General features: G+C 66.0%; 34 protein-coding genes and 1 tRNA gene. 33 read left to right on the top strand and 2 right to left on the bottom strand.

The genetic code is table 11. The features are described 5' to 3' along the window. Positions 1-5 precede the first annotated feature (5 nt). The 29 genes from rplD (at position 6) to prfA (ending at position 16483) form a co-directional block, all read left to right on the top strand. The gene (gene rplD, locus H8F24_RS08360) at positions 6-641 is read left to right on the top strand and encodes a 50S ribosomal protein L4 (protein WP_197157032.1); all 636 of its coding nucleotides are present in this window, start codon (positions 6-8) and stop codon (positions 639-641) included. Continuing rightward, on the top strand, positions 634-936 hold the full coding sequence (locus tag H8F24_RS08355) for a 50S ribosomal protein L23 (protein WP_048018109.1): 303 nt from the start codon (positions 634-636) through the stop codon (positions 934-936). The genes rplD and H8F24_RS08355 overlap by 8 nt, the downstream gene beginning before the upstream one ends. A 15-nt stretch (positions 937-951) precedes the next feature. Then, positions 952-1815: a 50S ribosomal protein L2 gene (rplB, locus tag H8F24_RS08350; protein ID WP_197157035.1), complete on the top strand. Its 864-nt coding sequence runs from the start codon at positions 952-954 to the stop codon at positions 1813-1815. Between the two features lie 35 nt (positions 1816-1850). Next, positions 1851-2126: a 30S ribosomal protein S19 gene (gene rpsS, locus H8F24_RS08345; RefSeq protein WP_197157037.1), complete on the top strand. Its 276-nt coding sequence runs from the start codon at positions 1851-1853 to the stop codon at positions 2124-2126. A gap of 4 nt (positions 2127-2130) precedes the next feature. Further along, on the top strand, positions 2131-2490 hold the full coding sequence (rplV, locus tag H8F24_RS08340) for a 50S ribosomal protein L22 (RefSeq protein ID WP_197157039.1): 360 nt from the start codon (positions 2131-2133) through the stop codon (positions 2488-2490). Between the two features lie 19 nt (positions 2491-2509). Further along, positions 2510-3238 carry a 30S ribosomal protein S3 gene (gene rpsC / locus H8F24_RS08335; protein ID WP_197157041.1) on the top strand — a complete coding sequence of 243 codons (729 nt, stop codon included), beginning with the start codon at positions 2510-2512 and terminating at the stop codon, positions 3236-3238. 16 nt (positions 3239-3254) lie between these two features. Further along, a complete protein-coding gene (rplP, locus tag H8F24_RS08330; RefSeq protein WP_197157043.1) occupies positions 3255-3716 on the top strand; it encodes a 50S ribosomal protein L16 in 462 nt (153 codons plus the stop codon). Positions 3717-3718: 2 nt separating this feature from the next. Further along, positions 3719-3928 (top strand): 50S ribosomal protein L29, encoded by a 210-nt coding sequence (gene rpmC, locus H8F24_RS08325; RefSeq protein WP_197157045.1) that lies wholly within the window; start codon positions 3719-3721, stop codon positions 3926-3928. Between the two features lie 17 nt (positions 3929-3945). Then, a complete protein-coding gene (gene rpsQ / locus H8F24_RS08320) occupies positions 3946-4215 on the top strand; it encodes a 30S ribosomal protein S17 (protein WP_197157047.1) in 270 nt (89 codons plus the stop codon). Positions 4216-4228: 13 nt separating this feature from the next. Next, complete coding sequence (rplN, locus tag H8F24_RS08315) at positions 4229-4594, top strand: 50S ribosomal protein L14 (protein ID WP_197158907.1); 366 nt, start codon at positions 4229-4231, stop codon at positions 4592-4594. Position 4595: 1 nt separating this feature from the next. Further along, positions 4596-4952 carry a 50S ribosomal protein L24 gene (gene rplX, locus H8F24_RS08310; protein WP_197157049.1) on the top strand — a complete coding sequence of 119 codons (357 nt, stop codon included), beginning with the start codon at positions 4596-4598 and terminating at the stop codon, positions 4950-4952. A gap of 132 nt (positions 4953-5084) precedes the next feature. Continuing rightward, positions 5085-5624: a 50S ribosomal protein L5 gene (rplE, locus tag H8F24_RS08305; RefSeq protein ID WP_197158908.1), complete on the top strand. Its 540-nt coding sequence runs from the start codon at positions 5085-5087 to the stop codon at positions 5622-5624. A 20-nt stretch (positions 5625-5644) separates the two neighbouring features. After that, entirely contained in the window at positions 5645-6046 is a 402-nt protein-coding gene (gene rpsH, locus H8F24_RS08300; protein WP_197157050.1) for a 30S ribosomal protein S8, read from the top strand. A 16-nt stretch (positions 6047-6062) separates the two neighbouring features. Further along, positions 6063-6602 carry a 50S ribosomal protein L6 gene (gene rplF / locus H8F24_RS08295; protein WP_197157052.1) on the top strand — a complete coding sequence of 180 codons (540 nt, stop codon included), beginning with the start codon at positions 6063-6065 and terminating at the stop codon, positions 6600-6602. Positions 6603-6634: 32 nt separating this feature from the next. After that, entirely contained in the window at positions 6635-7000 is a 366-nt protein-coding gene (gene rplR, locus H8F24_RS08290) for a 50S ribosomal protein L18 (RefSeq protein WP_197171719.1), read from the top strand. Positions 7001-7014: 14 nt separating this feature from the next. Next, a complete protein-coding gene (rpsE, locus tag H8F24_RS08285; RefSeq protein ID WP_197157056.1) occupies positions 7015-7665 on the top strand; it encodes a 30S ribosomal protein S5 in 651 nt (216 codons plus the stop codon). An 8-nt stretch (positions 7666-7673) separates the two neighbouring features. Then, positions 7674-8126 carry a 50S ribosomal protein L15 gene (gene rplO / locus H8F24_RS08280; protein WP_197157058.1) on the top strand — a complete coding sequence of 151 codons (453 nt, stop codon included), beginning with the start codon at positions 7674-7676 and terminating at the stop codon, positions 8124-8126. 139 nt (positions 8127-8265) lie between these two features. Beyond that, on the top strand, positions 8266-9585 hold the full coding sequence (gene secY / locus H8F24_RS08275; protein ID WP_197171717.1) for a preprotein translocase subunit SecY: 1320 nt from the start codon (positions 8266-8268) through the stop codon (positions 9583-9585). An 87-nt stretch (positions 9586-9672) separates the two neighbouring features. Then, positions 9673-10221 carry an adenylate kinase gene (locus H8F24_RS08270; protein WP_197157061.1) on the top strand — a complete coding sequence of 183 codons (549 nt, stop codon included), beginning with the start codon at positions 9673-9675 and terminating at the stop codon, positions 10219-10221. Positions 10222-10268: 47 nt separating this feature from the next. After that, complete coding sequence (gene rpmJ, locus H8F24_RS08265) at positions 10269-10382, top strand: 50S ribosomal protein L36 (protein ID WP_007100636.1); 114 nt, start codon at positions 10269-10271, stop codon at positions 10380-10382. 134 nt (positions 10383-10516) lie between these two features. Then, complete coding sequence (gene rpsM / locus H8F24_RS08260) at positions 10517-10882, top strand: 30S ribosomal protein S13 (protein ID WP_197157063.1); 366 nt, start codon at positions 10517-10519, stop codon at positions 10880-10882. 201 nt (positions 10883-11083) lie between these two features. Next, on the top strand, positions 11084-11476 hold the full coding sequence (gene rpsK / locus H8F24_RS08255) for a 30S ribosomal protein S11 (protein WP_010311626.1): 393 nt from the start codon (positions 11084-11086) through the stop codon (positions 11474-11476). A 56-nt stretch (positions 11477-11532) separates the two neighbouring features. Continuing rightward, a complete protein-coding gene (locus H8F24_RS08250; protein WP_197157065.1) occupies positions 11533-12471 on the top strand; it encodes a DNA-directed RNA polymerase subunit alpha in 939 nt (312 codons plus the stop codon). Positions 12472-12517: 46 nt separating this feature from the next. Continuing rightward, on the top strand, positions 12518-12868 hold the full coding sequence (gene rplQ, locus H8F24_RS08245; RefSeq protein ID WP_197157067.1) for a 50S ribosomal protein L17: 351 nt from the start codon (positions 12518-12520) through the stop codon (positions 12866-12868). A gap of 115 nt (positions 12869-12983) precedes the next feature. Beyond that, a complete protein-coding gene (truA, locus tag H8F24_RS08240; RefSeq protein WP_197171715.1) occupies positions 12984-13949 on the top strand; it encodes a tRNA pseudouridine(38-40) synthase TruA in 966 nt (321 codons plus the stop codon). Between the two features lie 179 nt (positions 13950-14128). Next, positions 14129-14581, top strand: coding sequence for a 50S ribosomal protein L13 (rplM, locus tag H8F24_RS08235; protein ID WP_197157071.1), 453 nt, complete (start codon positions 14129-14131; stop codon positions 14579-14581). Beyond that, positions 14578-14979 (top strand): 30S ribosomal protein S9, encoded by a 402-nt coding sequence (gene rpsI, locus H8F24_RS08230; protein WP_197157073.1) that lies wholly within the window; start codon positions 14578-14580, stop codon positions 14977-14979. The genes rplM and rpsI overlap by 4 nt, the downstream gene beginning before the upstream one ends. Positions 14980-15011: 32 nt before the next feature. Then, positions 15012-15269: a 50S ribosomal protein L31 gene (gene rpmE / locus H8F24_RS08225; RefSeq protein WP_197157075.1), complete on the top strand. Its 258-nt coding sequence runs from the start codon at positions 15012-15014 to the stop codon at positions 15267-15269. Positions 15270-15382: 113 nt separating this feature from the next. Continuing rightward, positions 15383-16483, top strand: coding sequence for a peptide chain release factor 1 (gene prfA, locus H8F24_RS08220; protein ID WP_197158909.1), 1101 nt, complete (start codon positions 15383-15385; stop codon positions 16481-16483). A 55-nt stretch (positions 16484-16538) separates the two neighbouring features. Here prfA and H8F24_RS08215 read toward each other — a convergent pair whose 3' ends face one another. Then, positions 16539-17042, bottom strand: coding sequence for an HNH endonuclease (locus H8F24_RS08215; protein WP_197157077.1), 504 nt, complete (start codon positions 17040-17042; stop codon positions 16539-16541). A gap of 122 nt (positions 17043-17164) precedes the next feature. Between H8F24_RS08215 and alr the strand changes: the two genes are divergently transcribed. Further along, the gene (gene alr / locus H8F24_RS08210; protein WP_197171714.1) at positions 17165-18358 is read left to right on the top strand and encodes an alanine racemase; all 1194 of its coding nucleotides are present in this window, start codon (positions 17165-17167) and stop codon (positions 18356-18358) included. A gap of 35 nt (positions 18359-18393) precedes the next feature. Continuing rightward, positions 18394-18482: transfer RNA gene (locus H8F24_RS08205), tRNA-Ser, on the top strand. A gap of 85 nt (positions 18483-18567) precedes the next feature. Here the strand turns inward: H8F24_RS08205 and H8F24_RS08200 are convergent. Then, complete coding sequence (locus H8F24_RS08200; RefSeq protein ID WP_197171712.1) at positions 18568-19500, bottom strand: serine hydrolase; 933 nt, start codon at positions 19498-19500, stop codon at positions 18568-18570. 17 nt (positions 19501-19517) lie between these two features. Here H8F24_RS08200 and H8F24_RS08195 point away from each other — a divergent pair, with 17 nt between their 5' ends. Further along, positions 19518-20285 (top strand): C40 family peptidase, encoded by a 768-nt coding sequence (locus H8F24_RS08195; protein ID WP_197171710.1) that lies wholly within the window; start codon positions 19518-19520, stop codon positions 20283-20285. A 45-nt stretch (positions 20286-20330) separates the two neighbouring features. Next, positions 20331-21299: a glycosyltransferase family 2 protein gene (locus H8F24_RS08190; RefSeq protein ID WP_197171709.1), complete on the top strand. Its 969-nt coding sequence runs from the start codon at positions 20331-20333 to the stop codon at positions 21297-21299. The last annotated feature ends 201 nt before the right edge of the window (positions 21300-21500 follow it).

Genomic DNA, 21500 nt, shown 5'->3' with positions numbered 1-21500 from the left:
GAACCATGGCTGAATGTGTTGTTCGCGATTGGCAGGGCAAGGAAGCCGGCAAGGCTTCACTTGAGCTCAAAGTCGCCAAGGAAACGTCCGCCGCCGATCTGGTGCATCGCGCCGTCGTGCGGCAACTGGCCCATGCCCGGCAGGGCACGGCCAGCACCCTGACCCGGGCCGAAGTGGCCGGTGGTGGCCGCAAGCCCTACAAGCAGAAGGGCACCGGCCGCGCCCGTCAGGGTTCGATCCGTACACCCCTCCGCCCCGGCGGTGGTGTGATTTTCGGCCCCAAGCCGCGCAGCTACAACCTGGCGATGAACCGCAAGGAACGTCGCCTGGCCCTGCGTACCGCCCTGATGAGCCGTCTCGATGACCTCATCGTGGTGAAGGGCTTCGGTGCCGAGCTTGAGGCCCCCAAGACCCGTGAGGTCACCGCCGCCCTGGGCCGTCTCGGCATCGAGGCTGGCCAGAAGGTGCTGCTGGTGCTGGATGGAGCCAACGAGGCGGTGCGCCTGTCGGTGCGCAACCTCGAAAAAGTGAAGCTGATCGCCGCTGATCAGCTCAACGTGTTCGATCTGCTCAATGCCAAGAAATTGGTGGTTGGCGAGGAAGCACTCGAGAAGATTCAGGAGGTCTACGGCGATGGCTGAACGATTTGCAGGCCGGCTCGCGGATGTGATCCGCCGGCCGCTGATCACCGAGAAGGCCACCCGGGCCCTCGAGCTGAATCAGTACACCTTTGAGGTGGATCACCGCGCCGCCAAGCCCGACATCAAGGCGGCGGTCGAATCCCTGTTCGACGTCAAGGTGGTGGGTGTGAGCACGATGAATCCACCACGCCGCACCCGGCGGGTGGGCCGATTCGCCGGCAAGCGCGCCCAGGTGAAGAAAGCGGTGGTGCGCCTGGCCGAAGGCAATGCCATCCAGCTGTTCCCTGAGTCCTGAGGGGTCTGAAACACCATGGCAATCCGTAATTACCGTCCCACCTCTCCCGGCACCCGTACCCGCGTCGCGACCGACTTCGCTGAAGTCACCGGTCGCGGCCGTGAGCGGGGTCTGGTGGTGGCCAAGCACCGCCGCAAGGGCCGCAACAACCGCGGTGTGATCACCTGCCGCCACCGCGGCGGCGGTCACAAACGTCTCTATCGCCTCGTCGACTTCCGTCGCGACAAGCACGGCGTGGTGGCGAAAGTGGCGGCGATCCACTACGACCCCCACCGCAACGCCCGTCTGGCGCTGCTCTTCTACACCGATGGTGAGAAGCGCTACATCCTGGCGCCGGCCGGCATCCAGATCGGTCAGCAGGTGGTCTCCGGACCCGAGTCCCCGATCGAGACCGGCAACGCCCTGCCCCTGTCGTCGATCCCGCTGGGCTCAAACGTCCACAACGTCGAGTTGTACGCCGGTCGTGGCGGCCAGATGGTGCGCACCGCCGGTGCCAGCGCCCAGGTGGTGGCCAAGGAAGGCGACTATGTCGCCCTGAAGCTGCCGTCCACTGAGGTGCGCCTGGTGCGGCGCGAGTGCTACGCCACCCTCGGCGAGGTCGGCAACTCCGAGATGCGCAACACCAGCCTCGGCAAGGCCGGCCGCAAGCGCTGGCTCGGTCGTCGTCCTGAGGTGCGTGGCTCGGTCATGAACCCCTGCGACCACCCCCATGGTGGTGGTGAGGGCCGTGCCCCGATCGGCCGCTCCGGCCCTGTCACCCCCTGGGGCAAACCGGCCCTGGGCCTCAAAACCCGTAAGCGGAACAAACCCAGCAATCGGTTTGTGCTCCGGAAACGTCGCCGCACCTCCAAGCGGAGCCGTGGCGGACGCGATTCCTGATGTAACCCACCGCTTTGCTCTCCGCTTAAACCGCTATGGGACGTTCACTCAAGAAAGGTCCGTTCATTGCAGACAGCCTTCTGCGGAAGGTCGAAAAGCAGAACGCCGCCGACGACAAGTCCGTGATCAAGACCTGGTCACGCGCTTCCACCATCCTGCCGATGATGATCGGCCACACCATTGCCGTTCACAACGGCAAGAGCCATGTGCCGGTCTACGTGACCGAGCAGATGGTCGGTCACAAGCTGGGGGAATTCGCCCCCACCCGCACCTTCCGGGGCCACATCAAGGACAAGAAAGGAGGTCGCTGACGCCATGGCCAACATCACCCCCAACAGCCCAGCCCTGGCTCACGGCCGCTACATCCGCGGTTCCGTCTCCAAGGTCCGCCGGGTGCTCGATCAGATCCGCGGCCGCACCTACCGCGAGGCGCTGATCATGCTCGAGTTCATGCCTTACCGCTCCACCGGCCCGATCACCAAGGTGCTGCGCTCCGCGGTGGCGAATGCCGAGCACAATCTCGGTCTCGATCCGGCCACCCTGGTGGTCTGCCAGGCCAGCGCCGACATGGGTCCCTCCATGAAGCGCTTCCGGCCCCGCGCCCAGGGTCGCGCCTACGCGATCAAGAAACAGACCTGCCACATCAGCATTGCTGTGGCTGCTCCCACCACCTGACCCCCGAGGACACCGAACGATGGGACACAAGATCCATCCAACCGGACTGCGCCTGGGGATCACCCAGGAGCACCGGTCCCGCTGGTACGCCCCCAGTCGTACCTATCCCACCCTCCTGCAGGAGGACGACCGCATCCGCAAGTTCATCCACAAGAAATACGGCTCTGCCGGCATCAGCGATGTGCTGATCTCGCGCAAGGCCGACCAGCTCGAAGTGGAACTCAAGACCGCACGCCCCGGCGTGCTGGTTGGCCGCCAGGGAAGCGGTATCGAGGATCTGCGCAGCGGCATCCAGAAGACCCTCGGAGATACGAGCCGTCAGGTCCGCATCAACGTGGTCGAAGTCGAGCGGGTCGATGCCGACGCCTTTCTGCTGGCTGAATACATCGCCCAGCAGCTGGAGAAGCGTGTCGCGTTCCGCCGCGTGATGCGCATGGCTGTCCAGCGCGCCCAGCGCGCCGGCGTGCTGGGCCTGAAGATCCAGGTGAGCGGACGCCTCAACGGCGCCGAGATCGCCCGGACGGAATGGACCCGTGAAGGTCGTGTGCCCCTGCACACCCTGCGTGCCGACATCGACTACGCCACCAAGGTGGCCACCACCACCTACGGCGTGCTTGGCATCAAGGTGTGGGTGTTCAAGGGCGAAGTGCTTCCGGGCCAGCAGGAGAAGCTCCCCGTGGGGGCAGCCCCGAAGCGCCGGGCCAGCCGTCGGCCCCAACAGTTCGAAGACCGTTCGAACCAAGAGTGATCAGGAGGCCTGAACCATGCTGAGTCCACGACGCGTCAAATTCCGCAAACAGCAGCGGGGCCGCATGCGCGGCACCGCCACCCGCGGCAACACCATCGCTTTCGGGCAATTCGCCCTGCAGGCCCAGGAATGTGGCTGGATCACCTCCCGCCAGATCGAAGCCAGCCGCCGAGCGATGACCCGCTACGTCAAGCGGGGCGGCAAGATCTGGATCCGGATCTTCCCCGACAAACCGGTCACCATGCGCCCCGCTGAAACCCGGATGGGTTCCGGTAAAGGCAACCCGGAATTCTGGGTGGCGGTGATCAAACCCGGCCGCATCCTCTTTGAGATGGGTGGTCCTGAGATCACCGAAACCATTGCCCGGGAGGCCATGCGGCTGGCGCAGTACAAACTGCCCGTCAAAACCAAGTTTCTGAGCCTGGCCGATCAGGAACCTGCAGACCAAGACCAGGCCGCCATCGCAGTGGAGTCCTGATCATGGCCCTTCCCGACATCGCCGAGGTGCGCAAGCTCACCGAGGGCGAGATCACCGAACAGATCGACGCCACCCGGCGTTCCCTGTTTGATCTGCGTTTCCAGCAGGCCACCCGCCGCCTGGAACATCCGCATCGCTTCAAGGAAGCCCGCATCAAGCTGGCTCACCTGCTCACGGTGCAGAGCGAGCGTCAGCGCTCCAGCGCCTCCTGATTTCCTCCCCCATTCCCATGGCACTCAAGGAACGGGTCGGCACCGTCGTCAGCGACAAGATGGATAAAACGGTGGTGGTCGCGGTGGAAAACCGCTTCCCCCATCCCATCTATCAAAAGACGGTCAGCCGCACCACCCGCTACAAAGCTCACGACGAAGGCAACGCCTGCCGCGTCGGCGATCGGGTCCGCATCACCGAAACCCGCCCTCTCAGCCGCACCAAGCGCTGGATGGTGGCCGAGGTCCTGTCCACCACCGGTGCCGCCCCGGCCCCCGGCAGCAACTGAGCAGGACATCCCGATGATTCAACAGGAAACTTTCCTCAACGTCGCTGATAACAGCGGCGCCAAGCGCATCCAGTGCATCCGTGTGCTGGGCACCAACCGTCGCTACGCCCACGTGGGTGATGTGATCGTTGCCGCCGTCAAGGACGCCATGCCCAACATGGGCGTCAAGAAGTCGGATGTCGTCAAGGCCGTGGTGGTTCGCACCCGCGCCACCCTGCGCCGCGAAACCGGCAACGCCATCCGCTTCGACGACAACGCAGCCGTGATCCTGGGGACTGACAACAATCCCAAGGGAACCCGCGTGTTTGGCCCCGTGGCCCGCGAACTGCGGGAGCGGAACTTCACCAAGATCGTGTCCCTCGCTCCGGAGGTGATCTGAGATGGCCACTGCCACCCCCAAAGTCAAGCCCCAGACGCGCATCAAGATGCGCATCAAGAAGGGCGACACCGTGCAGGTGATCTCCGGCAAGGACAAGGGCAAGACCGGCGAGGTGCTGCGCACCCTGCCGATCGAGAACCGCGTCATCGTGCAAGGCATCAACCTGCGCACCCGCCACGTCAAGCCCACCCAGGAGGGCGAAACCGGCCGCATCATCACCGAGGAAGCTTCGCTGCATGCCTCCAACGTGATGCTCTATTCCACCGACAAAAAGGTGGCTAGCCGCGTTGAAATCGTGGTGGAGCCCGACGGCACCAAAAAGCGCCGCCTCAAGAAGACCGGCGAAGTTCTCGACTGACCTGCGCCGCCTGCAGCCAAGGCCACACCTCTGGCTGGAAGCCTTTACAGCTAACGCTTCACACTCCACTCCATCTTCCCGATCCCTTCCGCCTTCTGACCCCGACCAGAAGTGCATTCCCCTCCCCCCGTCATGTCACTCAAACAGCGCTACCGGGAGACGATCCAGCCCAAGCTGCTCAAGGATCTGAACCTGTCCAACATTCACGAAGTTCCCAAGGTGGTGAAAGTCACCGTCAACCGGGGCCTCGGTGAAGCCGCCCAGAACGCCAAGGCCCTGGAGGCCTCGATCGCCGAGCTGGCCACGATCACCGGTCAGAAGGTGGTGGTGACTCGCGCCAAGAAGGCCATCGCCGGCTTCAAGATCCGTCAGGGCATGCCGATCGGCGTGGCCGTCACCCTCCGGGGTGAGCGCATGTACGCCTTCCTTGAGCGTCTGTTGAACCTGGCCCTTCCCCGGATTCGCGACTTCCGCGGCGTCAGCCCCAAGAGTTTCGACGGCCGGGGGAATTACACCCTGGGGATCCGGGAACAGATCATCTTCCCCGAAATTTCCTACGACAAGATCGACGCCATCCGGGGCATGGACGTCACGATCGTGACTACCGCCCGTAACGACGAAGAGGGCCGGGCCCTCCTCCGCGAGATGGGGATGCCGTTCCGTAGCAACTGAGCCCTCTTCCGGACACGACCATGGCCAATCACGACCCGATTTCCGACATGCTCACCCGCATTCGCAATGCGAGTGAGAAGCGTCACCAAAGCACCAAGATTCCCGCCTCCCGCATGGCGCGCAGCATCGCCAAGGTGCTGCAGCAGGAAGGTTTCATCGCCGAGATCTCCGAAGCGGGTGAAGGCGTTGAGAGCCATCTCGTGCTCGAACTCAAGTACAGCGGTAAGCACCGCCAGCCCACGATCCGCTCCGTGCAGCGGGTGAGCAAGCCCGGCCTGCGCATCTACAAGAACACCCGCCAGCTTCCCAAGGTGCTGGGCGGCCTGGGTGTGGCGATCATCTCCACCTCCAAGGGTGTGATGAGCGACCGTGACGCCCGCAAGCAGGGCGTCGGCGGCGAAGTGCTCTGCTACGTCTACTGATCCGGGAGTTCGATTCATGTCACGTATTGGTAAAGCGCCCATCCCCGTTCCCGACAAAGTCGCCGTGAGCCTTGAGGGGCTCACCGTGACCGTGAAGGGTCCTAAGGGAGAACTGAGCCGCACCCTGCCGGAGGGCGTCAGCATCGCCCAGGACGGCAACACTCTTCTGGTGAGTCCCGTCAACGAGAGCCGCCGCTCCCGTGAGCGCCATGGCCTCAGCCGCACCCTCGTCGCCAACATGGTGGAAGGGGTCAGCCAGGGCTTCACCCGCAAGCTCGAGATCGTCGGCGTGGGCTACCGCGCCGCCCTTCAGGGCAAGAAGCTGGTGGTGAGCGCCGGCTACAGCCACCAGGTCGAGATGGTGCCCCCCGACGGCATCAGCTTCACCGTGGAGAACAACACCACCGTGCTGGTCTCCGGTGCTGACAAGGAAGTGGTGGGCAACGAAGCCGCCAAGGTGCGCGCCATTCGTCCGCCGGAGCCCTACAAGGGCAAGGGCATCAAATACGAGGGCGAGCGCATCCTGCGCAAAGCCGGTAAGACCGGCAAGAAATGAGGTCTGCCTGAGCGTCGTTACCCCGTACTTCCATGTCCACCGTCTCCCGCAAACAGCAGACCCAGAAGCGCCATCGCCGTCTGCGTCGCAATCTCAATGGCACCGCCGAGCGTCCGCGCCTGGCCGTGTTCCGCTCCAACAATCACATCTACGCCCAGGTCATCGACGACTCCGCCCAGAACACCCTCTGTGCGGCTTCAACCCTCGATAAAGACCTTCGTACCAGCATCACGGCCGCCGGCACCTGCGAAGCTTCCGTCGTCGTCGGTCAGCTGGTCGCCAAGCGTGCCCTCGCCAAGGGCATCCAGCAGGTGGTCTTCGATCGCGGCGGCAACCTGTACCACGGCCGGGTCAAGGCCCTGGCTGACGCCGCCCGGGAAGCGGGCCTTCAGTTCTGATCCCTGCTCTCACCATGACCGAAACCAACGATCAAGTTCAATCCAACGCCATCCCGGGCGCTGCCGATGTTCCCGCCGCGGCCGAAGGCCAGCAGCAGGAACAGCGCCGCGGCGGCCGCAGTGACAACCGGGGCGACCGCAAGGGCGGCCGGGGTCGCGACAACCGTCGTGGCCAGGAGCGCGACTCCGAATGGCAGGAGCGCGTCGTTCAGATCCGCCGGGTCTCCAAGACCGTCAAGGGCGGCAAGAAGATGAGCTTCCGGGCCATCGTTGTGGTCGGCAACGAGCGCGGCCAGGTGGGCGTGGGTGTCGGCAAGGCCGGCGACGTGATCGGTGCCGTGCGCAAGGGCGTTGCCGATGGCAAGAAGCACCTGGTCAAGGTGCCCCTCACCCGCCACAGCTCGATCCCCACCCTCAGTAACGGCCGCGACGGCGCTGCCAGCGTGCTGATCCGCCCCGCCGCTCCCGGTACCGGGGTGATCGCAGGCGGCTCGATCCGCACGGTGCTGGAACTCGCCGGCATCAAGAATGTGCTGGCCAAGCGCCTGGGCTCCAAGACGCCGCTCAACAACGCCCGTGCCGCCATGGTGGCCCTGCAAGAGCTGCGCACCCACAAGGAGACCGCCAAGGAGCGTGGCATCTCCCTCGAGCAGATCTACTCCTGAGGCCATCCATGTCGCTCAATCTCCAATCTCTCAAGCCCCAGGCCGGCTCCCGCCGTCGCAAGCTCCGCAAGGGCCGCGGCATCGCCGCCGGCCAGGGCGCCAGCTGCGGCTTCGGCATGCGTGGTCAGAAGTCACGCTCGGGTCGTCCCACCCGCCCTGGCTTCGAGGGCGGTCAGATGCCCCTGTACCGCCGGGTGCCGAAGCTGAAGCACTTCCCGCTGGTGAACCCCAAGTTCTTCACCGTGGTGAATGTGTCCCGCCTCGCCGATCTCGCCGCCGGCAGCGTCGTGACGCTCGACTCCCTTACGGAAGCGGGCATCGTGACCAGCCCCAAGCATCCCCTCAAGATCCTGGGCAACGGCGAGCTCACCGTGAAGCTCACCGTCCAGGCCGCCGGCTTCACCGCCAGTGCCCGCCAGAAGATCGAAGCCGCCGGCGGCAGCTGCGAGCTGGTCGACTGACCAGCCGCATCCGCAACCCTTAGGGTCAGAGCCGTCTGTCAGCGCCTTACGGCCCGACAGACGGCTTTTGCTTTGTCCGGCCAACGCCAGGGTTTCCCTGACACCCTGGTCCTCCCCCCCCCCCTTCCCCTTCCTCGCCATGCTCGTCAGCCGGGGCCGCAACCCCAGTGCCGGAGAAATCCTCAGCCAGTTGGTGCAGGCCAAAGGTCTGCGGGACCGGGTGCTGATCACCCTGGGCCTGCTGTTGCTCGTGCGTCTTGGGATCTACATCCCCGTACCGGGCATCGACCGGGTCGCTTTCCAGGAGTTCCTGCAGCGGGGCGGACAGCTGATCGGCTTTCTGGACATCTTCACCGGCGGCGGTCTTTCCACCCTCGGGGTCTTTGCCCTCGGGATCCTGCCCTTCATCAACGCTTCGATCATCCTGCAGTTGCTGACCGCAGCCCTGCCGCAGCTGGAGGATCTTCAGAAGAACGAAGGTGAGGCCGGGCGCCGCAAGATCGCCCAGATCACCCGTTACGTGGCGCTGGGCTGGGGCATTCTCCAGAGCACGGTCTTTGCCCTGATCCTGCGGCAATACGCCCTGCCGGGGATCAGCGAGCCGGTGTTCGTGATCCAGACCTCCCTGGCGCTGGTGACGGGCTCGATGGTGGTGATGTGGATCAGCGAGGTGATCACCGAGCGCGGCATCGGACAGGGGGCCTCCCTGGTGATTTTCGTGAACATCGTCGCCACCCTGCCCCGGGCGCTCGGATCGACGATCGAACTGGCTCAGAGCGGCGACCGTTCCACCGTGGGCGGCATCGTGGTGCTGGTGCTGGTGTTTCTGGTCACGATCGTGGGCATCATCTTCGTGCAGGAGGGCAGCCGCCGCATCCCGATCGTGAGCGCCAAACGCCAGGTGGGAGGAGCCAATCTGCTGGCCGCCCGCCAGAGCTATCTGCCGCTCAAACTCAATGCCGGTGGCGTGATGCCGATCATCTTCGCCTCGGCCGTGGTCTTCCTGCCGCTCACGATCGCCAATGTGACCCGCAATCCCTGGCTGATCCGCATCGCCGGCTATCTCAACCCCAACAGCAGCACCCCCTGGCTGTATGCCCTGCTGTTTTTCGCCCTGATCTGCGGCTTTTCCTTCTTCTACGCCTCTCTCACGGTCAATCCCGTCGACATCGCCAGCAACCTCAAGCGCAGCGGCGTGGCGATTCCCGGCGTACGCCCCGGGTCTGCCACGGCGCTGTATCTCAGTGGTGTCCAGAATCGACTCACCCTGCTGGGCGGCCTCTTTCTGGGGGCCGTGGCGATCATTCCCTCCGCCGTGGAAGGCGCCACCCAGGTGCGGACCTTCCAGGGGCTGGGTGCCACCTCACTGCTGATCCTGGTGGGTGTGGCGATCGACACCGCCAAACAGGTACAGACCTACGTGATCTCCCAGCGCTACGAAGGTCTGGTGCGGCAGTAGTTCATCAGGCCAGGACGACTTGCCCCCCTTGTGTGTTCCGTTCCGCCCGCCGCTCCAGCGACGGGGTTCACCATCTGACGATCCGCCATGAAGCAACGTCTCCTCTTCCTCGGTCCTCCGGGTGTGGGCAAAGGCACCCAGGCGCAGCAGCTGGCAGCACGCCGCGAGCTGCTGCATCTGTCCACCGGCGACCTGCTGCGCAGCGAAGTGGCGGCTGGCAGTGAACTGGGCCGCGAGGCGGAAGCGGTGATGGCCCGGGGCGAGTTGGTGAGCGATGCCCTGGTGCTGGCGATCGTGCGCAACCGTCTTCAGGAGCACACGGCCGGGTGGCTGCTGGATGGCTTTCCCCGCAACACGGCGCAGGCAGCGGCGCTCGGTGAGCTGCTCGAGGAACTGCAGCAGCAGATCGAACTGGTGGTGCTGATGGAGCTCGATGACGACCTGCTGCTGCAGCGGCTGCTCTCCCGTGGCCGCGTGGACGACAACGAGACGGTGATCCGCCATCGCCTCGAGGTGTATCAGGCCCAGACGGCCCCGCTGATCGACCATTACCGCAACCTGGGACTGCTGGAATCCGTGGAAGCCTCGGGAACGGTGGAGGAGATCGCAGAGCGGATCGAAGCCTTGGTGGGTTGACCCTTGTGGTAGGGTGCTCGTTTGCAAATTCGGAGAGCCCACCGCCCATGAAGGTGCGTGCCTCAGTCAAGAAAATGTGCGAGAAGTGCCGGGTGATCCGCCGCCACGGCCGGGTGATGGTGATCTGCACCAATCCCAAGCACAAGCAGCGCCAGGGTTGAGCCATCCGGCTCCTCCCTCATTCACGAGCTCTGCGGATCCGCCCCTGCGCTGATCCATCCTGTCCTCCCCGACCCGATCGAGCCGGTGCTCCTTGCATCCGGTCGGGTCTTCTGCCCATTCGAACGTTTCATCTGTGGCTCGGATTGCCGGTGTCGATATCCCTCGCGACAAGAGGGTCGAGATTGCTCTCACCTACGTCTATGGGGTCGGGCTGACGCGGGCCCAGCAGATCCTCGCCAAGACCGGCGTTGACCCTGACACCCGTGTCAAGGACCTCAGCGACGCCGATGTTCAGAAGCTTCGGGGCGCCGCCGAGGGTTACACCCTTGAGGGTGACCTGCGCCGCCAGGAGGGCATGGCCCTCAAGCGTCTGCAGGACATCGGCTGCCTGCGGGGCCGCCGCCATCGCGCCGGTCTGCCGGTGCGCGGCCAGCGCACCCGCACCAACGCCCGCACCCGCCGCGGTGCCCGTAAAACCGTGGCCGGCAAGAAGAAGTAAGACGCGACGCCGCATCTGCGGCTCCGCTCGCTTCTCTTCCATCTCCCCACCCTGCCGCCCATCGCTGCTGCTGCTTCGGCCGCAACGGCAAAACGAATCGCTCCAGCCAGGTCGCCTGGCTACCGGATCGCTTCTTCGGGCGTCACCAGGGTGTTCCGTTCAGTCCTCCGATCACCTCCCTGCAACCGCAGGGCCTTTGCCATGGCCAAGCCAGCCAAGAAATCCGGCGCCAAGAAAACGAAGCGCAACGTCCCCAACGGCGTCGCGCACATTCAAAGCACCTTCAACAACACGATCGTCTCGATCACCGACACGGCCGGTGAGGTGATCTCCTGGTCGTCCGCCGGGGCCAGTGGCTTCAAGGGCGCCCGTAAAGGCACGCCGTTCGCTGCCCAGACCGCCGCTGAAGCCGCCGCACGCCGGGCCCTCGAGCAGGGCATGCGCCAGATCGAAGTGCTGGTGCGTGGCCCAGGCTCCGGCCGTGAAACCGCGATCCGCGCCCTGCAGGTGGCCGGTCTGGAAATCACCCTGATCCGTGACGTGACCCCCCTGCCCCACAACGGTTGCCGTCGTTCCAAGCGCCGCCGCGTCTGACCCGTCGTTAGCCCAGCCGCTCGCGGCGTCCGTTCCCACTCCCGACCCTTCAGACCGTGCTCCACTACCAGATCGATCGGATCGAGCATCAGATCGCTGACGACCGTTCCCAGACGGGGGTGTTCCTGATCGGCCCGTTGGATCGGGGTCAGGCCACCACCCTCGGGAACGCCCTGCGCCGCGTCCTGATCGGCAGCCTTGAGGGCAGTGCCATCACTGCCGTGCGGATCGCCTCCGTCAACCACGAATACGCCACGGTTCCAGGCGTCCGTGAAGACGTTCTCGACATCCTGCTCAATTGCAAGGAGATCCCGATCAGCAGCCGCAGCCGCGAGCTTGAGATCGGTCGACTGGTCATGAACGGCCCCGCCACCGTGACCGCCTCCGACCTGCAGTTCTCCTCCCAGGTGCAGGTGATCGACGGCCAGCGGCCGATCGCCACCGTGGCCGAAGGCCACAGCCTTGAGATGGAAGTCCATGTCGAGCGCGGCGTCGGCTATCGGCCCGTCGATCGCCACAGCGAAGACACCAGCGCCATCGATCTGCTCCAGATCGATGCCGTCTTCATGCCGGTCAAGCGTGTCAACTACACGGTCGATGAGACCGCCGTGGGCGAAGGCGGTTCCGCCCGGGAGCGGCTCCGCATCGAAATCGAGACCAATGGCAGCATCACGCCGGATGACGCCATGGCCCAGGCTGCCAACCAGCTGATCGCCCTGTTCCAGCCTCTGGCCAGCCTCACCATGGCGGAGGAACCCGGTCCGGAGATCGAGCCTTCAGCCGAAGCCCAGATTCCGCTCGAGGAACTCAATCTCTCCGTGCGGGCCTACAACTGCCTCAAGCGGGCCCAGGTCAACTCCGTGTCCGACCTGATGGGCTTCAGCTACGAAGATCTGCTGGAGATCAAGAACTTCGGCTCCAAGTCTGCCGATGAAGTGATCGAAGCCCTGGAGCGCATCGGCATCTCCCTGCCCCAGAGCCGCACCACCGCCTGAGCCGCGGCATCCCACCCCGTTCCGTCCCTGTCCGAGCTTTTCCGTCATGAGACACCAGTGCCGAGTGCCCATGCTGGGCCGTCCCGCAGACCAGCGCAAGGCGCTGCTCCGCGGCCTCACCACCCAACTGATCCGCGAAGGTCGCGTCACCACCACCAAGGCCCGTGCCAAGGCCCTGCGTGACGAAGCCGAGCGCATGATCACCCTGGCCAAGGACGGCACCCTGGCGGCCCGCCGTCGGGCAATCGGCTACATCTACGACAAGCAGCTGGTCCACGCCCTGTTCGACAAGGCCCAGGATCGCTACGGCGACCGCAACGGCGGCTACACCCGCATCATCCGGACGGTTCCCCGCCGCGGTGACAACGCCGAGATGGCGATCATCGAACTGGTCTGAGCCTGGCGGTGGTGCCGACGCGCCCCCAGCCCAATGCTGCGTTCCCCCTTGGCCGCGGACGCCTGAAGGCCTCCGCGGTTTTTTGATGGCCTGATTCTGTCCAGCGGAGCCGCTGATGACCGGCTTGAAGTCGAGCGCACCACCCAGTGCTTCCGCCAGCACGGCCGATCAGACTGACACCGGATCCGCCAACCGCGAAGCGACCAACAGCGAAGCCACCAGCGGCGAACACCGCCGCCGGATCGCCCTCTGCCTGCAATACGACGGAGCGGCCTTCTGCGGCTGGCAACGCCAGCCGCGACACCCCAGCGTTCAGCAGACCCTGGAGGAGGCCATCGCCAGCCTGGATCCACCCAGCCTGGATGCACAGCGACCGGTGCGAACCATGGCAGCGGGCCGAACCGACAGTGGCGTCCATGCCGCCGGCCAGGTGGCGCACTTCGAAACCAGCGGCCCCATCCCGGCTCAGCGCTGGCCCAAGGCCCTGAATGGCCGCCTGCCGGCCTCCATTCGGGTGGTGGCCGCCGCCGAGGTGCCGCTGACCTGGCATGCCTGCTTCAGCGCCACCTACCGGCGCTACCGGTACACGATCCATAACGGGCGCACCCCCAACCTCTTCCTGGCCCCCTGGACCTGGCACCGCTACCAGCAGCGGCTCGACGAGCAGGCCATGGCCGACGCCCTGGCGGGCATGCTCGGCGACCACGACTTCTCCGCCTTCCAGCGGGCCGGCAGCAGCCGCCCCCATGCCCGCACAACCCTGCAGGAGGTGATGGTGGATCGGCAGGGAGACCTGGTGGTGGTGGAGATGCAGGCCACTGGCTTCCTCTACGGCATGGTGCGCCTGGTGATGGGGCAGCTGGTGGCCGTGGGCGAGGGTCAGCTGAGCGTGGATGGCTTCTCGCGGCGCTGGCGCCAGCAGGCGCGCGAACAGGTGAAGGAAGCAGCGCCGCCCCAGGGGCTCTGCCTGCTGCGGGTGGGATATCCGGAGGAGGTCTTTGTAAAGAGTGCCTGGTACGATGGTCAACCGCGGTTTGCCTTGGCGATCCCCGATCCCCCCAATCCCAGTCGATCAGCCTGATCGACTGGGATTGGGGGGATCAGCAGGCGATCATCCAGCCCCGCCTTCTCTGCAGCCGCCGCTGCGCGCAGCCGTGCCTGACCCCATCAGGGTCAATATCGGTGACGCGGTAGGTTGACTGTTGAACTGTCCTGCCCCATCCGCCGCGATGGGCCCAACCCATCCGGCCTGCCGGTGCGATGAACAAGACATCCCTTCCTTCCATCGATTCCCTGGATCGCCAGTGGTACGTCGTCGACGCTGAGAATCAGACTCTTGGCCGTCTCGCCAGCGAAGTGGCTCAGGTGCTGCGGGGCAAGAACAAGCCCTGCTACACCCCCCACCTCGACACCGGCGATTTCGTGATCGTCATCAATGCCGAGAAGGTGAAGGTGAGCGGCAACAAGCCCACCCAGAAGCTGTATCGCCGCCACTCCGGTCGCCCCGGTGGCATGAAGACCGAAACCTTCGCCCACCTGCAGGGCCGGATCCCCGAGCGGATCGTGGAGAAGGCGATCAAGGGCATGCTGCCCCACAACGCCCTGGGCCGCCAGCTGTTCCGCAAGCTGAAGGTCTACAAGGGCATCGATCATCCCCACGCCGCCCAGCAGCCCCAGGCTCTCGCCCTCGACCCCGCCACTTCCGCCCAATGAGCAGCAATTCCGTCGTCTACTGGGGCACTGGTCGCCGCAAGACCGCCGTTGCACGGGTGCGCATTGTTCCCGGCACCGGCAGCGTCACGATCAATGGCCGCCCCGGCGATAACTACCTCAACTACAACCCCGTCTACCTGGCGGCCGTCAAGGCTCCCCTGCAGACGCTGGGTCTTGAATCCGATTACGACGTCCTTGTGAACGTGCGCGGTGGTGGCCTCACCGGCCAGGCCGACGCCATCAAGCAGGGTGCCGCCCGTGCCCTCTGCGACCTGTCGCCGGACAACCGCAAGCCCCTCAAGACGGAAGGCCACCTCAGCCGCGACCCCCGCGCCAAGGAGCGCCGCAAGTACGGCCTCAAGAAAGCCCGCAAGGCTCCCCAGTTCTCCAAGCGCTGATCTTTTCTGTTCGCACTGCTCTGTTCGCAGCCATGCCCAAGGCCGACATCCACCCCACCTGGTATCCCGATGCCAAGGTGATCTGCAATGGAGAGGTGGTGATGACCACTGGCTCCACCCAGCCCGAACTGCACGTCGACGTGTGGAGTGGCAACCACCCCTTCTACACCGGTACCCAGAAGATCCTCGACACCGAGGGCCGCGTTGATCGCTTCATGCGCAAATACGGCATGGGCTCCACCGACACGGCTAAGGCCGATGTCTCCAAGAAGGATGCAGCCCAGGCCTGAGGCTTTCCTTCAATCTGCTCCACTCAGCCGGATGCCCCTGGGCATCCGGCTTTTTGATGGCTGCGCCCCATCCCGCGCCTCCCTCCCGTCCCCTCAGTTCCTGCATCGCTGTGATCGATCAAGCTCTGCTGCACGAACGCCTGGCCACCGCCTGCACCACCTTCGCGGCCCTGGAGCGTCAGCTGGCCGATCCGGCGGTCACGGCCGATCCGGCCCAGCTGCAGACGATCGCACGGGAACGCGCCCGGCTCGAGCCGCTTGTGCGCGACTATGCCGACCTGCAGAAATGCGAGCGCGAACGGCAGGAAGCGGTGCAACTGCTCAAGGAGCATCGCGGTGACCCGGCCATGGAGGAGCTGGCCGCTGAGGAGCTGGAGCGGCTGGGGGCCACGATCGATCAGCTGCAGCAACGGCTGACCCTGGCGCTGCTGCCCCACGACCCCCGCGACGAGCGCAGCGTCATGCTCGAGATCCGTGCCGGTGCTGGTGGCGACGAAGCCGGGCTCTGGGCGGGAGATCTGGCCCGCATGTACGACCGCTACGCCCAGGGCCAGGGCTGGCAGGTCCAGCCGGTGAGTGCCTCGGAAGCGGAACTGGGCGGCTACAAGGAACTCATCCTGGCGATCCGCGGCGACGGGGTCTACAGCCAGCTCAAGTTCGAGGCGGGGGTGCACCGCGTCCAGCGGGTGCCTGCCACCGAATCCCAGGGGCGGGTGCATACCTCCACGGCCACGGTGGCGGTGATGCCGGAAGCAGATCCGGTGGAGGTGCAGATCGATCCAGGCGAGCTGGAGATCAGCACAGCCCGCTCCGGCGGCGCCGGCGGCCAGAACGTGAACAAGGTGGAAACGGCAGTGGATCTGCTGCACAAGCCCACCGGTATCCGCGTGTTCTGCACCCAGGAACGCTCCCAGCTGCAGAACCGGGAACGGGCCATGGAGATCCTGCGGGCCAAGCTGTTGGAGCGGGAACTCGCCGCCGCCGCCGCCGCGGAGAGTTCAACCCGTCGGGCTCAGGTGGGCAGCGGCGATCGCAGCGAAAAGATCCGCACCTACAACTACAAAGACAACCGCACCACCGACCACCGCCTGGGACGCAATTTCGCGCTCGAACCCGTGCTGGCGGGCCAGCTGGGCGAGCTGATCGGGGCCTCGATCGCCGCCGAGCAGAGCCGGCAACTGGAAGAGCTGGCCCGCCAGGCGAGCGGGGTCTGAACCCAGGCTGGAGCTTCAGAACCAGCGGTTTTCAAGGCCGTGAGCATCAACCGGATCAGGCGGCACCGATCAGATATTTGGCCCACTCCGCGTGGCGACCGGCCCGGATCTGACGGCTGGCCTCGAAATTGAGCCCGCTGTGGGGACGATGGGGCTCCTGCAGCAGCGGCATGCCGGCTTCGCGAGGCGTGCGATTGCCCTTGCGCACATTGCAGCCCAGGCAGGCGGTGGTGACGTTCTCCCAGGCATCGGCGCCGCCACGGCTGCGGGGCACGATGTGATCGATCGAGAGCGGTTGGGTGGTGCTGGCGCAGTACTGGCAGCGGTGGTTGTCGCGCTGAAACAGATTGCGGCGGGTCAGGGGCAGGGGCTTGTAGGGCACCCGCACGAACTGACGCAGACGGATCACGGTGGGCAGCAGCAGATCCGGCCGGATGACGCGGCTGGAGTCGTGCTCCAGGCCTTCGGCCTTTCCCTTGAGCAGCATCACCATGGCGCGACGCCAGTGGGTGATATTGAGCGGCTCGTAGGACGCATTCAGAACGAGAACGTGGCCCATGCCAGCCCCTCTGATTGCAGGCCATGCTATAGGCGTTCTCCGCGCGCGACTGTGTTCCACGCCTCCTTCGACGGCACCGGCAGCGACGCGCGGCGGCTCCTGGCTGCCGTGGAGAGGCGCTGATGTCCTCCTCGCCGCTCAGCACACCCCTGGCACCCCATGAGACCGGCCAGTCCAGGCAACGGGCCTGGGTGGAAGTGAATGCCGGCGCCATCCGCGCCAACGCCCGCGCCCTGCGCCGCTTCATCGGTCCGCTCACCGAGCTGATGGCCGTGGTCAAGGCGGATGGCTACGGCCACGGTGCGGTGCTGGTCGCCGAGGCCGCCCTCGCCGGCGGCGCCAGCTGCTTCGGGGTGGCCACCCTTGCCGAGGGAGTGGAACTGCGCACCGCCGGGATCCGGGCGCCGATTCTGGTGCTGGGCAACCTCACCCAGGTGGAGGAACTGCGCAGCTGTCTGCGCTGGCAGCTGATGCCAACGATCAGCAGCATGCGGGAAGCCCTGCTCTGCCAGAACCTGGCCAGCGGCAGCGGTCGTTCGATGCCGCTGCAGCTCAAGCTCGACACCGGCATGGCCCGGCTCGGCGCCGACTGGCAGGACGGCCCCCGCCTGGTGGCGGCCCTGCAGGACCTCGATGCTGTGGAGCTGGTGGGGCTCTATTCCCACCTCGCCCACGCCGATGCCTGCCCCGACGAGGACGACGGCCTGACGCGCGAGCAGCAACGCCGCTACGAGAGTGTGCTGGACAGCCTCCGCCAGCAGAGGCTGAGCTGCGGGCACCGCCACCTGGCCAACTCGGCCGGCACCCTGCGGGATCACGCCATCCACTACGACCTGGTGCGGGTCGGGCTGGCCCTCTATGGCCAGGAGCCAGCCCCGCATCTGGCCGGCCGGGTGCCGCTGCAACCAGCGATGCAGCTACACGCCCGCGTCTCCCTGATCCGGGAGGTGCCGGCGGGGGTGGGGGTGAGCTATGGCCATCGCTTCCGTACCAGCCGCCCCAGCCGATTGGCGGTGGTGGGCATCGGCTACGCCGATGGCGTCCCCCGCCAGCTCTCGAACCAGCTGGAGGTGCTGTTCCGAGGGCAGAGCCTGCCGCAGGTGGGCGCGATCACCATGGATCAGCTGGTGCTCGATGCCACCGACACCTCCGAGCTGGAGGTGGGATCGGTGGTGACCTTGCTCGGGCAGCAGGGCGACCGCAGCATCGGCCCGACCGACTGGAGTGAGCGCTGCCACACCATCCCCTGGGAGATCCTCTGCGGCTTCAAGCACCGGCTGCCGCGGCTGGCCGTGAGCGGCGGCGGCGAGGGCTGAGGCTGCCGGCCCACTGATAAGCTCACGGAGCCACTGGAGAGGTGGCTGAGTGGTTGAAAGCGGCTCCCTGCTAAGGAGTTACAGGAGGCAACTTCTGTCGAGGGTTCGAATCCCTCCCTCTCCGTTTCCAAAGCACAGACTCCCCGACTTCCGCTCAGACGGAATGTCGGGGTTGTCGATCGGGCCTGCGGCACCCGGCACGGAGTGGCTCAGACCGGGCGGCTGTAGCGCAGCAATTCGGTGGTGATCGCCGGCAACAGGGCCGGATCATCAGCACACGCCTGCCCTTCGCTGAAGATCACCAGCAGGAACGGCAGACCGTTCTCGGGTTCCGCATAGGCGGCGTCATGGCGCGCCTGGCTCATCCAGCCGGCCTTGCTCCAGAAGGGTGTCTGCAGCGGCAGGACTTCGCCGATGAAGCCATCCACCTGATTCTCCGGATCGGCCTGCCGTTCCAGGGGATCGAGCGAGCGGGCCAGCAGGTCCTGCATGCGCCGGCACGCCGGCGGCGACACCATCGCGCCTGCCATCACCCCATGCAGAACCCGGGCCACGGCATCGGTGCTGAGGCGGTTGCGATTCTGCAGATCAGGCCCGTAGAACTGACGTTCACGGCCGTAGGGGCCATCGCCCCAGGTCTTCTGGCAGGCATTGCAGCCCTCCAGCTCAGGCCAGGCGAGCTCGGTCAGCCAGCGGTTGACGATGCCGCGCTGGTGGCACCAGGAGCTGTAACGATGCGGCGGCAGCTCAGGGCCACTGGTGGTGCCGCTGAGCAGATCCATCACCAGTGCCGTGGCGTCATTGCTGGAGTCGCGGATCATGTCGGCCAGGGCCCGGCGCAGCTCCGGCCCATCGCCAATCAGCTGGCGCTGCAGCCAGGCCTCGGCGGCCACCAGATAGATCAACTTCACCACACTGGCGGGATAGCGGAGGCGATCACCGGCCCAGGCAGCACCGGTCAGCGGTCGCTGCCAGAAGCTGGTCGGATCCAGGTCATGGGCCTGATGTCGCAGGGACTCGGGGTAACGCAACCAGGTGATCGACAGCCGCTGACCCAGCCCTTCCCGCCCCTCCAGCTCCAGAGCCGCCACCAGATCGGCGAGGCGCTCGGCCATGCCCGGATCCGGGTTGTAGAACACCATCTCCGCCGAGCAGCGTGATGGCGACATTAAGCACTCTGCCGACCGGCAGCCCGGCGGCCCGCGAGCTGCTGGAAGCGGGCAGCCTCTGGCAGCTCACCGCGCCACTCAACCTCTACAGCCGGGCCCACGGAGCCGGCCTGGCCACCCAGGCGGCGGCGGGGCGGGTGCTGCAGTTGCGCGATGGCACCAGAGCGGGCGCACCAGGGGAAGCGGCGCGTCTGAGGGTCCGACTGCTGGAGGACGGCTACCCCGGCTGGATCGAGCCGAACCACCTGCTGGGCCACGCCGTGAGCGGCAGTCGACCCCGCAGCCAACTCCTGCAACGCCCCCAGATCGAAGCCCGCCTGCCGGCGGTGCTGGCGGCGGCAAAAGCCGCCATGCTCCAGCCCAACACCTACCTGTGGGGCGGATCGCTCGGGCCTGATTTCGACTGCTCCGGCCTGGTTCAGACCCTGTTTGCCAGCCAGGGCATCTGGCTGCCACGCGATGCCTACCTGCAGGAACGTTTCTGCCAGCCGGTGGCCGTCCGCCCGGGAGCGACGGCGCTGCTGCGACCAGGCGATCTGATCTTCTTCGGCACACCGCGGCGCTGCACCCATGTGGGCCTGCACCTCACAGGCGGCCGCTACCTGCACAGCTCGGGGGTCGCACACGGCCGCAATGGCATCGGCATCGACGACCTCTCGCCCCACAATCCGGATCCCGTGGCACGCCACTACCGGTTGGAACTGCGCGGCGCCGGCCGGGTGATGCATTGCCACGACGGCAGCGCCTGCGGAGACTGATGCCAGTCTCCGTTTAGGGTTCGGCTCGCCTCCGGATCCGCCGCCATGCCGGCCCCCACCCTGCCCACTCTTTCGGTGGTGGTGCCGCTCTACAACGAAGAGGACAGTCTCAGACCCTTGGTGGAGCAGCTGCTGGCTCAGCTGCGGCCCCTGGGGATCCCCTTCGAGCTGGTGCTGGTGGACGACGGCTCGCGCGATCGCACCCCGGTTTTGCTGCAGGAGCTGGCCAGCACGATCCCCGAACTGGTGGCGGTGCTGCTGCGTCGCAACTACGGCCAGACCCCCGCCATGGCGGCGGGCTTCGATGCCAGCCGCGGCCCCGTGATCGTGACCCTCGACGGCGATCTGCAGAACGATCCGGCCGACATCCCCCTGCTGCTGGACACCCTGGACCAGGGCTATGACCTGGTGAGCGGCTGGCGCTACCAGCGGCAGGATGCGGCCGTGAGCCGCCTGCTGCCCTCCCTGCTGGCGAACCGCCTGATCGCCCGGGTCACCGGCGTGAAGCTGCACGACTACGGCTGCTCACTCAAGGCCTACCGGCGCGAGGTGGTCGAGGACATGAACCTCTACGGAGAGCTGCACCGCTTCCTGCCGGCGCTGGCCTTCATCGAAGGGGCCAGGATCACCGAAGTGAAGGTGAGCCATCACCCTCGCCGCTTCGGCACCAGCAAATACGGGATCGACCGTACATTCCGGGTGCTGATGGATCTGCTCACGGTGTGGTTCATGAAGCGCTTCCTCACCAGGCCGATGCATGTTTTCGGCCTGGGAGGCCTGGTGGGGATGGGCCTGGGACTGCTGATCGGCGCCTGGCTGCTGGTGGAGAAGCTGCAGGGCGCCAACATCGGCGACCGCCCCCTGCTGCTGATGGCCCTGCTCTGCTTTCTCACCGGGGTTCAGCTGTTCTGCTTCGGCCTGCTGTCGGAACTGCAAATGCGGACGTATCACGAGAGCCAGGGACGACCGATCTACCGCGTGCGCGCCACCTTGCGCGGCAGTGCCAGCGGGTGATCCCGGATTTCAGCCTCGGCACCAAGCCTTCATGGGCGCCGCCAGCAGATGGCGGTGGGCAAGGCCACTGGGACGGCATCTTGCGAACGGCCACTGGAGGGAGGTCTCGAGGAGATGGCAACAGCGGCACTGGAAGGAGTGAGAGGCCTCAGGCGGGGATTGAACTTTTATGTCGCCCCTCAACAGCGCCAGGGGTCCCTT

The organism is Synechococcus sp. CBW1002, from assembly GCF_015840915.1.
Taxonomy (GTDB): Bacteria; Cyanobacteriota; Cyanobacteriia; order PCC-6307; family Cyanobiaceae; genus CBW1002.
This window is presented reverse-complemented; position numbering and strand designations above follow the sequence as displayed.

Bases quoted from the DNA above. Each gene is read 5' to 3' on its own strand.
- rplE (WP_197158908.1), top strand. From the start codon at position 5,085: ATGTCACTCAAACAGCGCTACCGGGAGACGATCCAGCCCAAGCTGCTC.
- rplF (WP_197157052.1), top strand. From the start codon at position 6,063: ATGTCACGTATTGGTAAAGCGCCCATCCCCGTTCCCGACAAAGTCGCC.
- H8F24_RS08190 (WP_197171709.1), top strand. From the start codon at position 20,331: ATGCCGGCCCCCACCCTGCCCACTCTTTCGGTGGTGGTGCCGCTCTAC.
- rpsE (WP_197157056.1), top strand. From the start codon at position 7,015: ATGACCGAAACCAACGATCAAGTTCAATCCAACGCCATCCCGGGCGCT.
- rplX (WP_197157049.1), top strand. From the start codon at position 4,596: ATGGCCACTGCCACCCCCAAAGTCAAGCCCCAGACGCGCATCAAGATG.
- rplV (WP_197157039.1), top strand. From the start codon at position 2,131: ATGGCCAACATCACCCCCAACAGCCCAGCCCTGGCTCACGGCCGCTAC.
- rpsQ (WP_197157047.1), top strand. From the start codon at position 3,946: ATGGCACTCAAGGAACGGGTCGGCACCGTCGTCAGCGACAAGATGGAT.
- rplD (WP_197157032.1), top strand. From the start codon at position 6: ATGGCTGAATGTGTTGTTCGCGATTGGCAGGGCAAGGAAGCCGGCAAG.
- truA (WP_197171715.1), top strand. From the start codon at position 12,984: ATGACCGGCTTGAAGTCGAGCGCACCACCCAGTGCTTCCGCCAGCACG.
- rpsS (WP_197157037.1), top strand. From the start codon at position 1,851: ATGGGACGTTCACTCAAGAAAGGTCCGTTCATTGCAGACAGCCTTCTG.
- rplN (WP_197158907.1), top strand. From the start codon at position 4,229: ATGATTCAACAGGAAACTTTCCTCAACGTCGCTGATAACAGCGGCGCC.
- rpmC (WP_197157045.1), top strand. From the start codon at position 3,719: ATGGCCCTTCCCGACATCGCCGAGGTGCGCAAGCTCACCGAGGGCGAG.
- H8F24_RS08195 (WP_197171710.1), top strand. From the start codon at position 19,518: ATGGCGACATTAAGCACTCTGCCGACCGGCAGCCCGGCGGCCCGCGAG.
- rplP (WP_197157043.1), top strand. From the start codon at position 3,255: ATGCTGAGTCCACGACGCGTCAAATTCCGCAAACAGCAGCGGGGCCGC.
- H8F24_RS08270 (WP_197157061.1), top strand. From the start codon at position 9,673: ATGAAGCAACGTCTCCTCTTCCTCGGTCCTCCGGGTGTGGGCAAAGGC.
- H8F24_RS08215 (WP_197157077.1), bottom strand. From the start codon at position 17,042: ATGGGCCACGTTCTCGTTCTGAATGCGTCCTACGAGCCGCTCAATATC.
- rpsH (WP_197157050.1), top strand. From the start codon at position 5,645: ATGGCCAATCACGACCCGATTTCCGACATGCTCACCCGCATTCGCAAT.
- rpsC (WP_197157041.1), top strand. From the start codon at position 2,510: ATGGGACACAAGATCCATCCAACCGGACTGCGCCTGGGGATCACCCAG.
- rpmE (WP_197157075.1), top strand. From the start codon at position 15,012: ATGCCCAAGGCCGACATCCACCCCACCTGGTATCCCGATGCCAAGGTG.
- rplQ (WP_197157067.1), top strand. From the start codon at position 12,518: ATGAGACACCAGTGCCGAGTGCCCATGCTGGGCCGTCCCGCAGACCAG.
- alr (WP_197171714.1), top strand. From the start codon at position 17,165: ATGTCCTCCTCGCCGCTCAGCACACCCCTGGCACCCCATGAGACCGGC.
- rplB (WP_197157035.1), top strand. From the start codon at position 952: ATGGCAATCCGTAATTACCGTCCCACCTCTCCCGGCACCCGTACCCGC.
- H8F24_RS08200 (WP_197171712.1), bottom strand. From the start codon at position 19,500: ATGGTGTTCTACAACCCGGATCCGGGCATGGCCGAGCGCCTCGCCGAT.
- rplR (WP_197171719.1), top strand. From the start codon at position 6,635: ATGTCCACCGTCTCCCGCAAACAGCAGACCCAGAAGCGCCATCGCCGT.
- rpmJ (WP_007100636.1), top strand. From the start codon at position 10,269: ATGAAGGTGCGTGCCTCAGTCAAGAAAATGTGCGAGAAGTGCCGGGTG.
- rpsI (WP_197157073.1), top strand. From the start codon at position 14,578: ATGAGCAGCAATTCCGTCGTCTACTGGGGCACTGGTCGCCGCAAGACC.
- H8F24_RS08355 (WP_048018109.1), top strand. From the start codon at position 634: ATGGCTGAACGATTTGCAGGCCGGCTCGCGGATGTGATCCGCCGGCCG.
- secY (WP_197171717.1), top strand. From the start codon at position 8,266: ATGCTCGTCAGCCGGGGCCGCAACCCCAGTGCCGGAGAAATCCTCAGC.
- rpsK (WP_010311626.1), top strand. From the start codon at position 11,084: ATGGCCAAGCCAGCCAAGAAATCCGGCGCCAAGAAAACGAAGCGCAAC.
- rplM (WP_197157071.1), top strand. From the start codon at position 14,129: ATGAACAAGACATCCCTTCCTTCCATCGATTCCCTGGATCGCCAGTGG.
- rplO (WP_197157058.1), top strand. From the start codon at position 7,674: ATGTCGCTCAATCTCCAATCTCTCAAGCCCCAGGCCGGCTCCCGCCGT.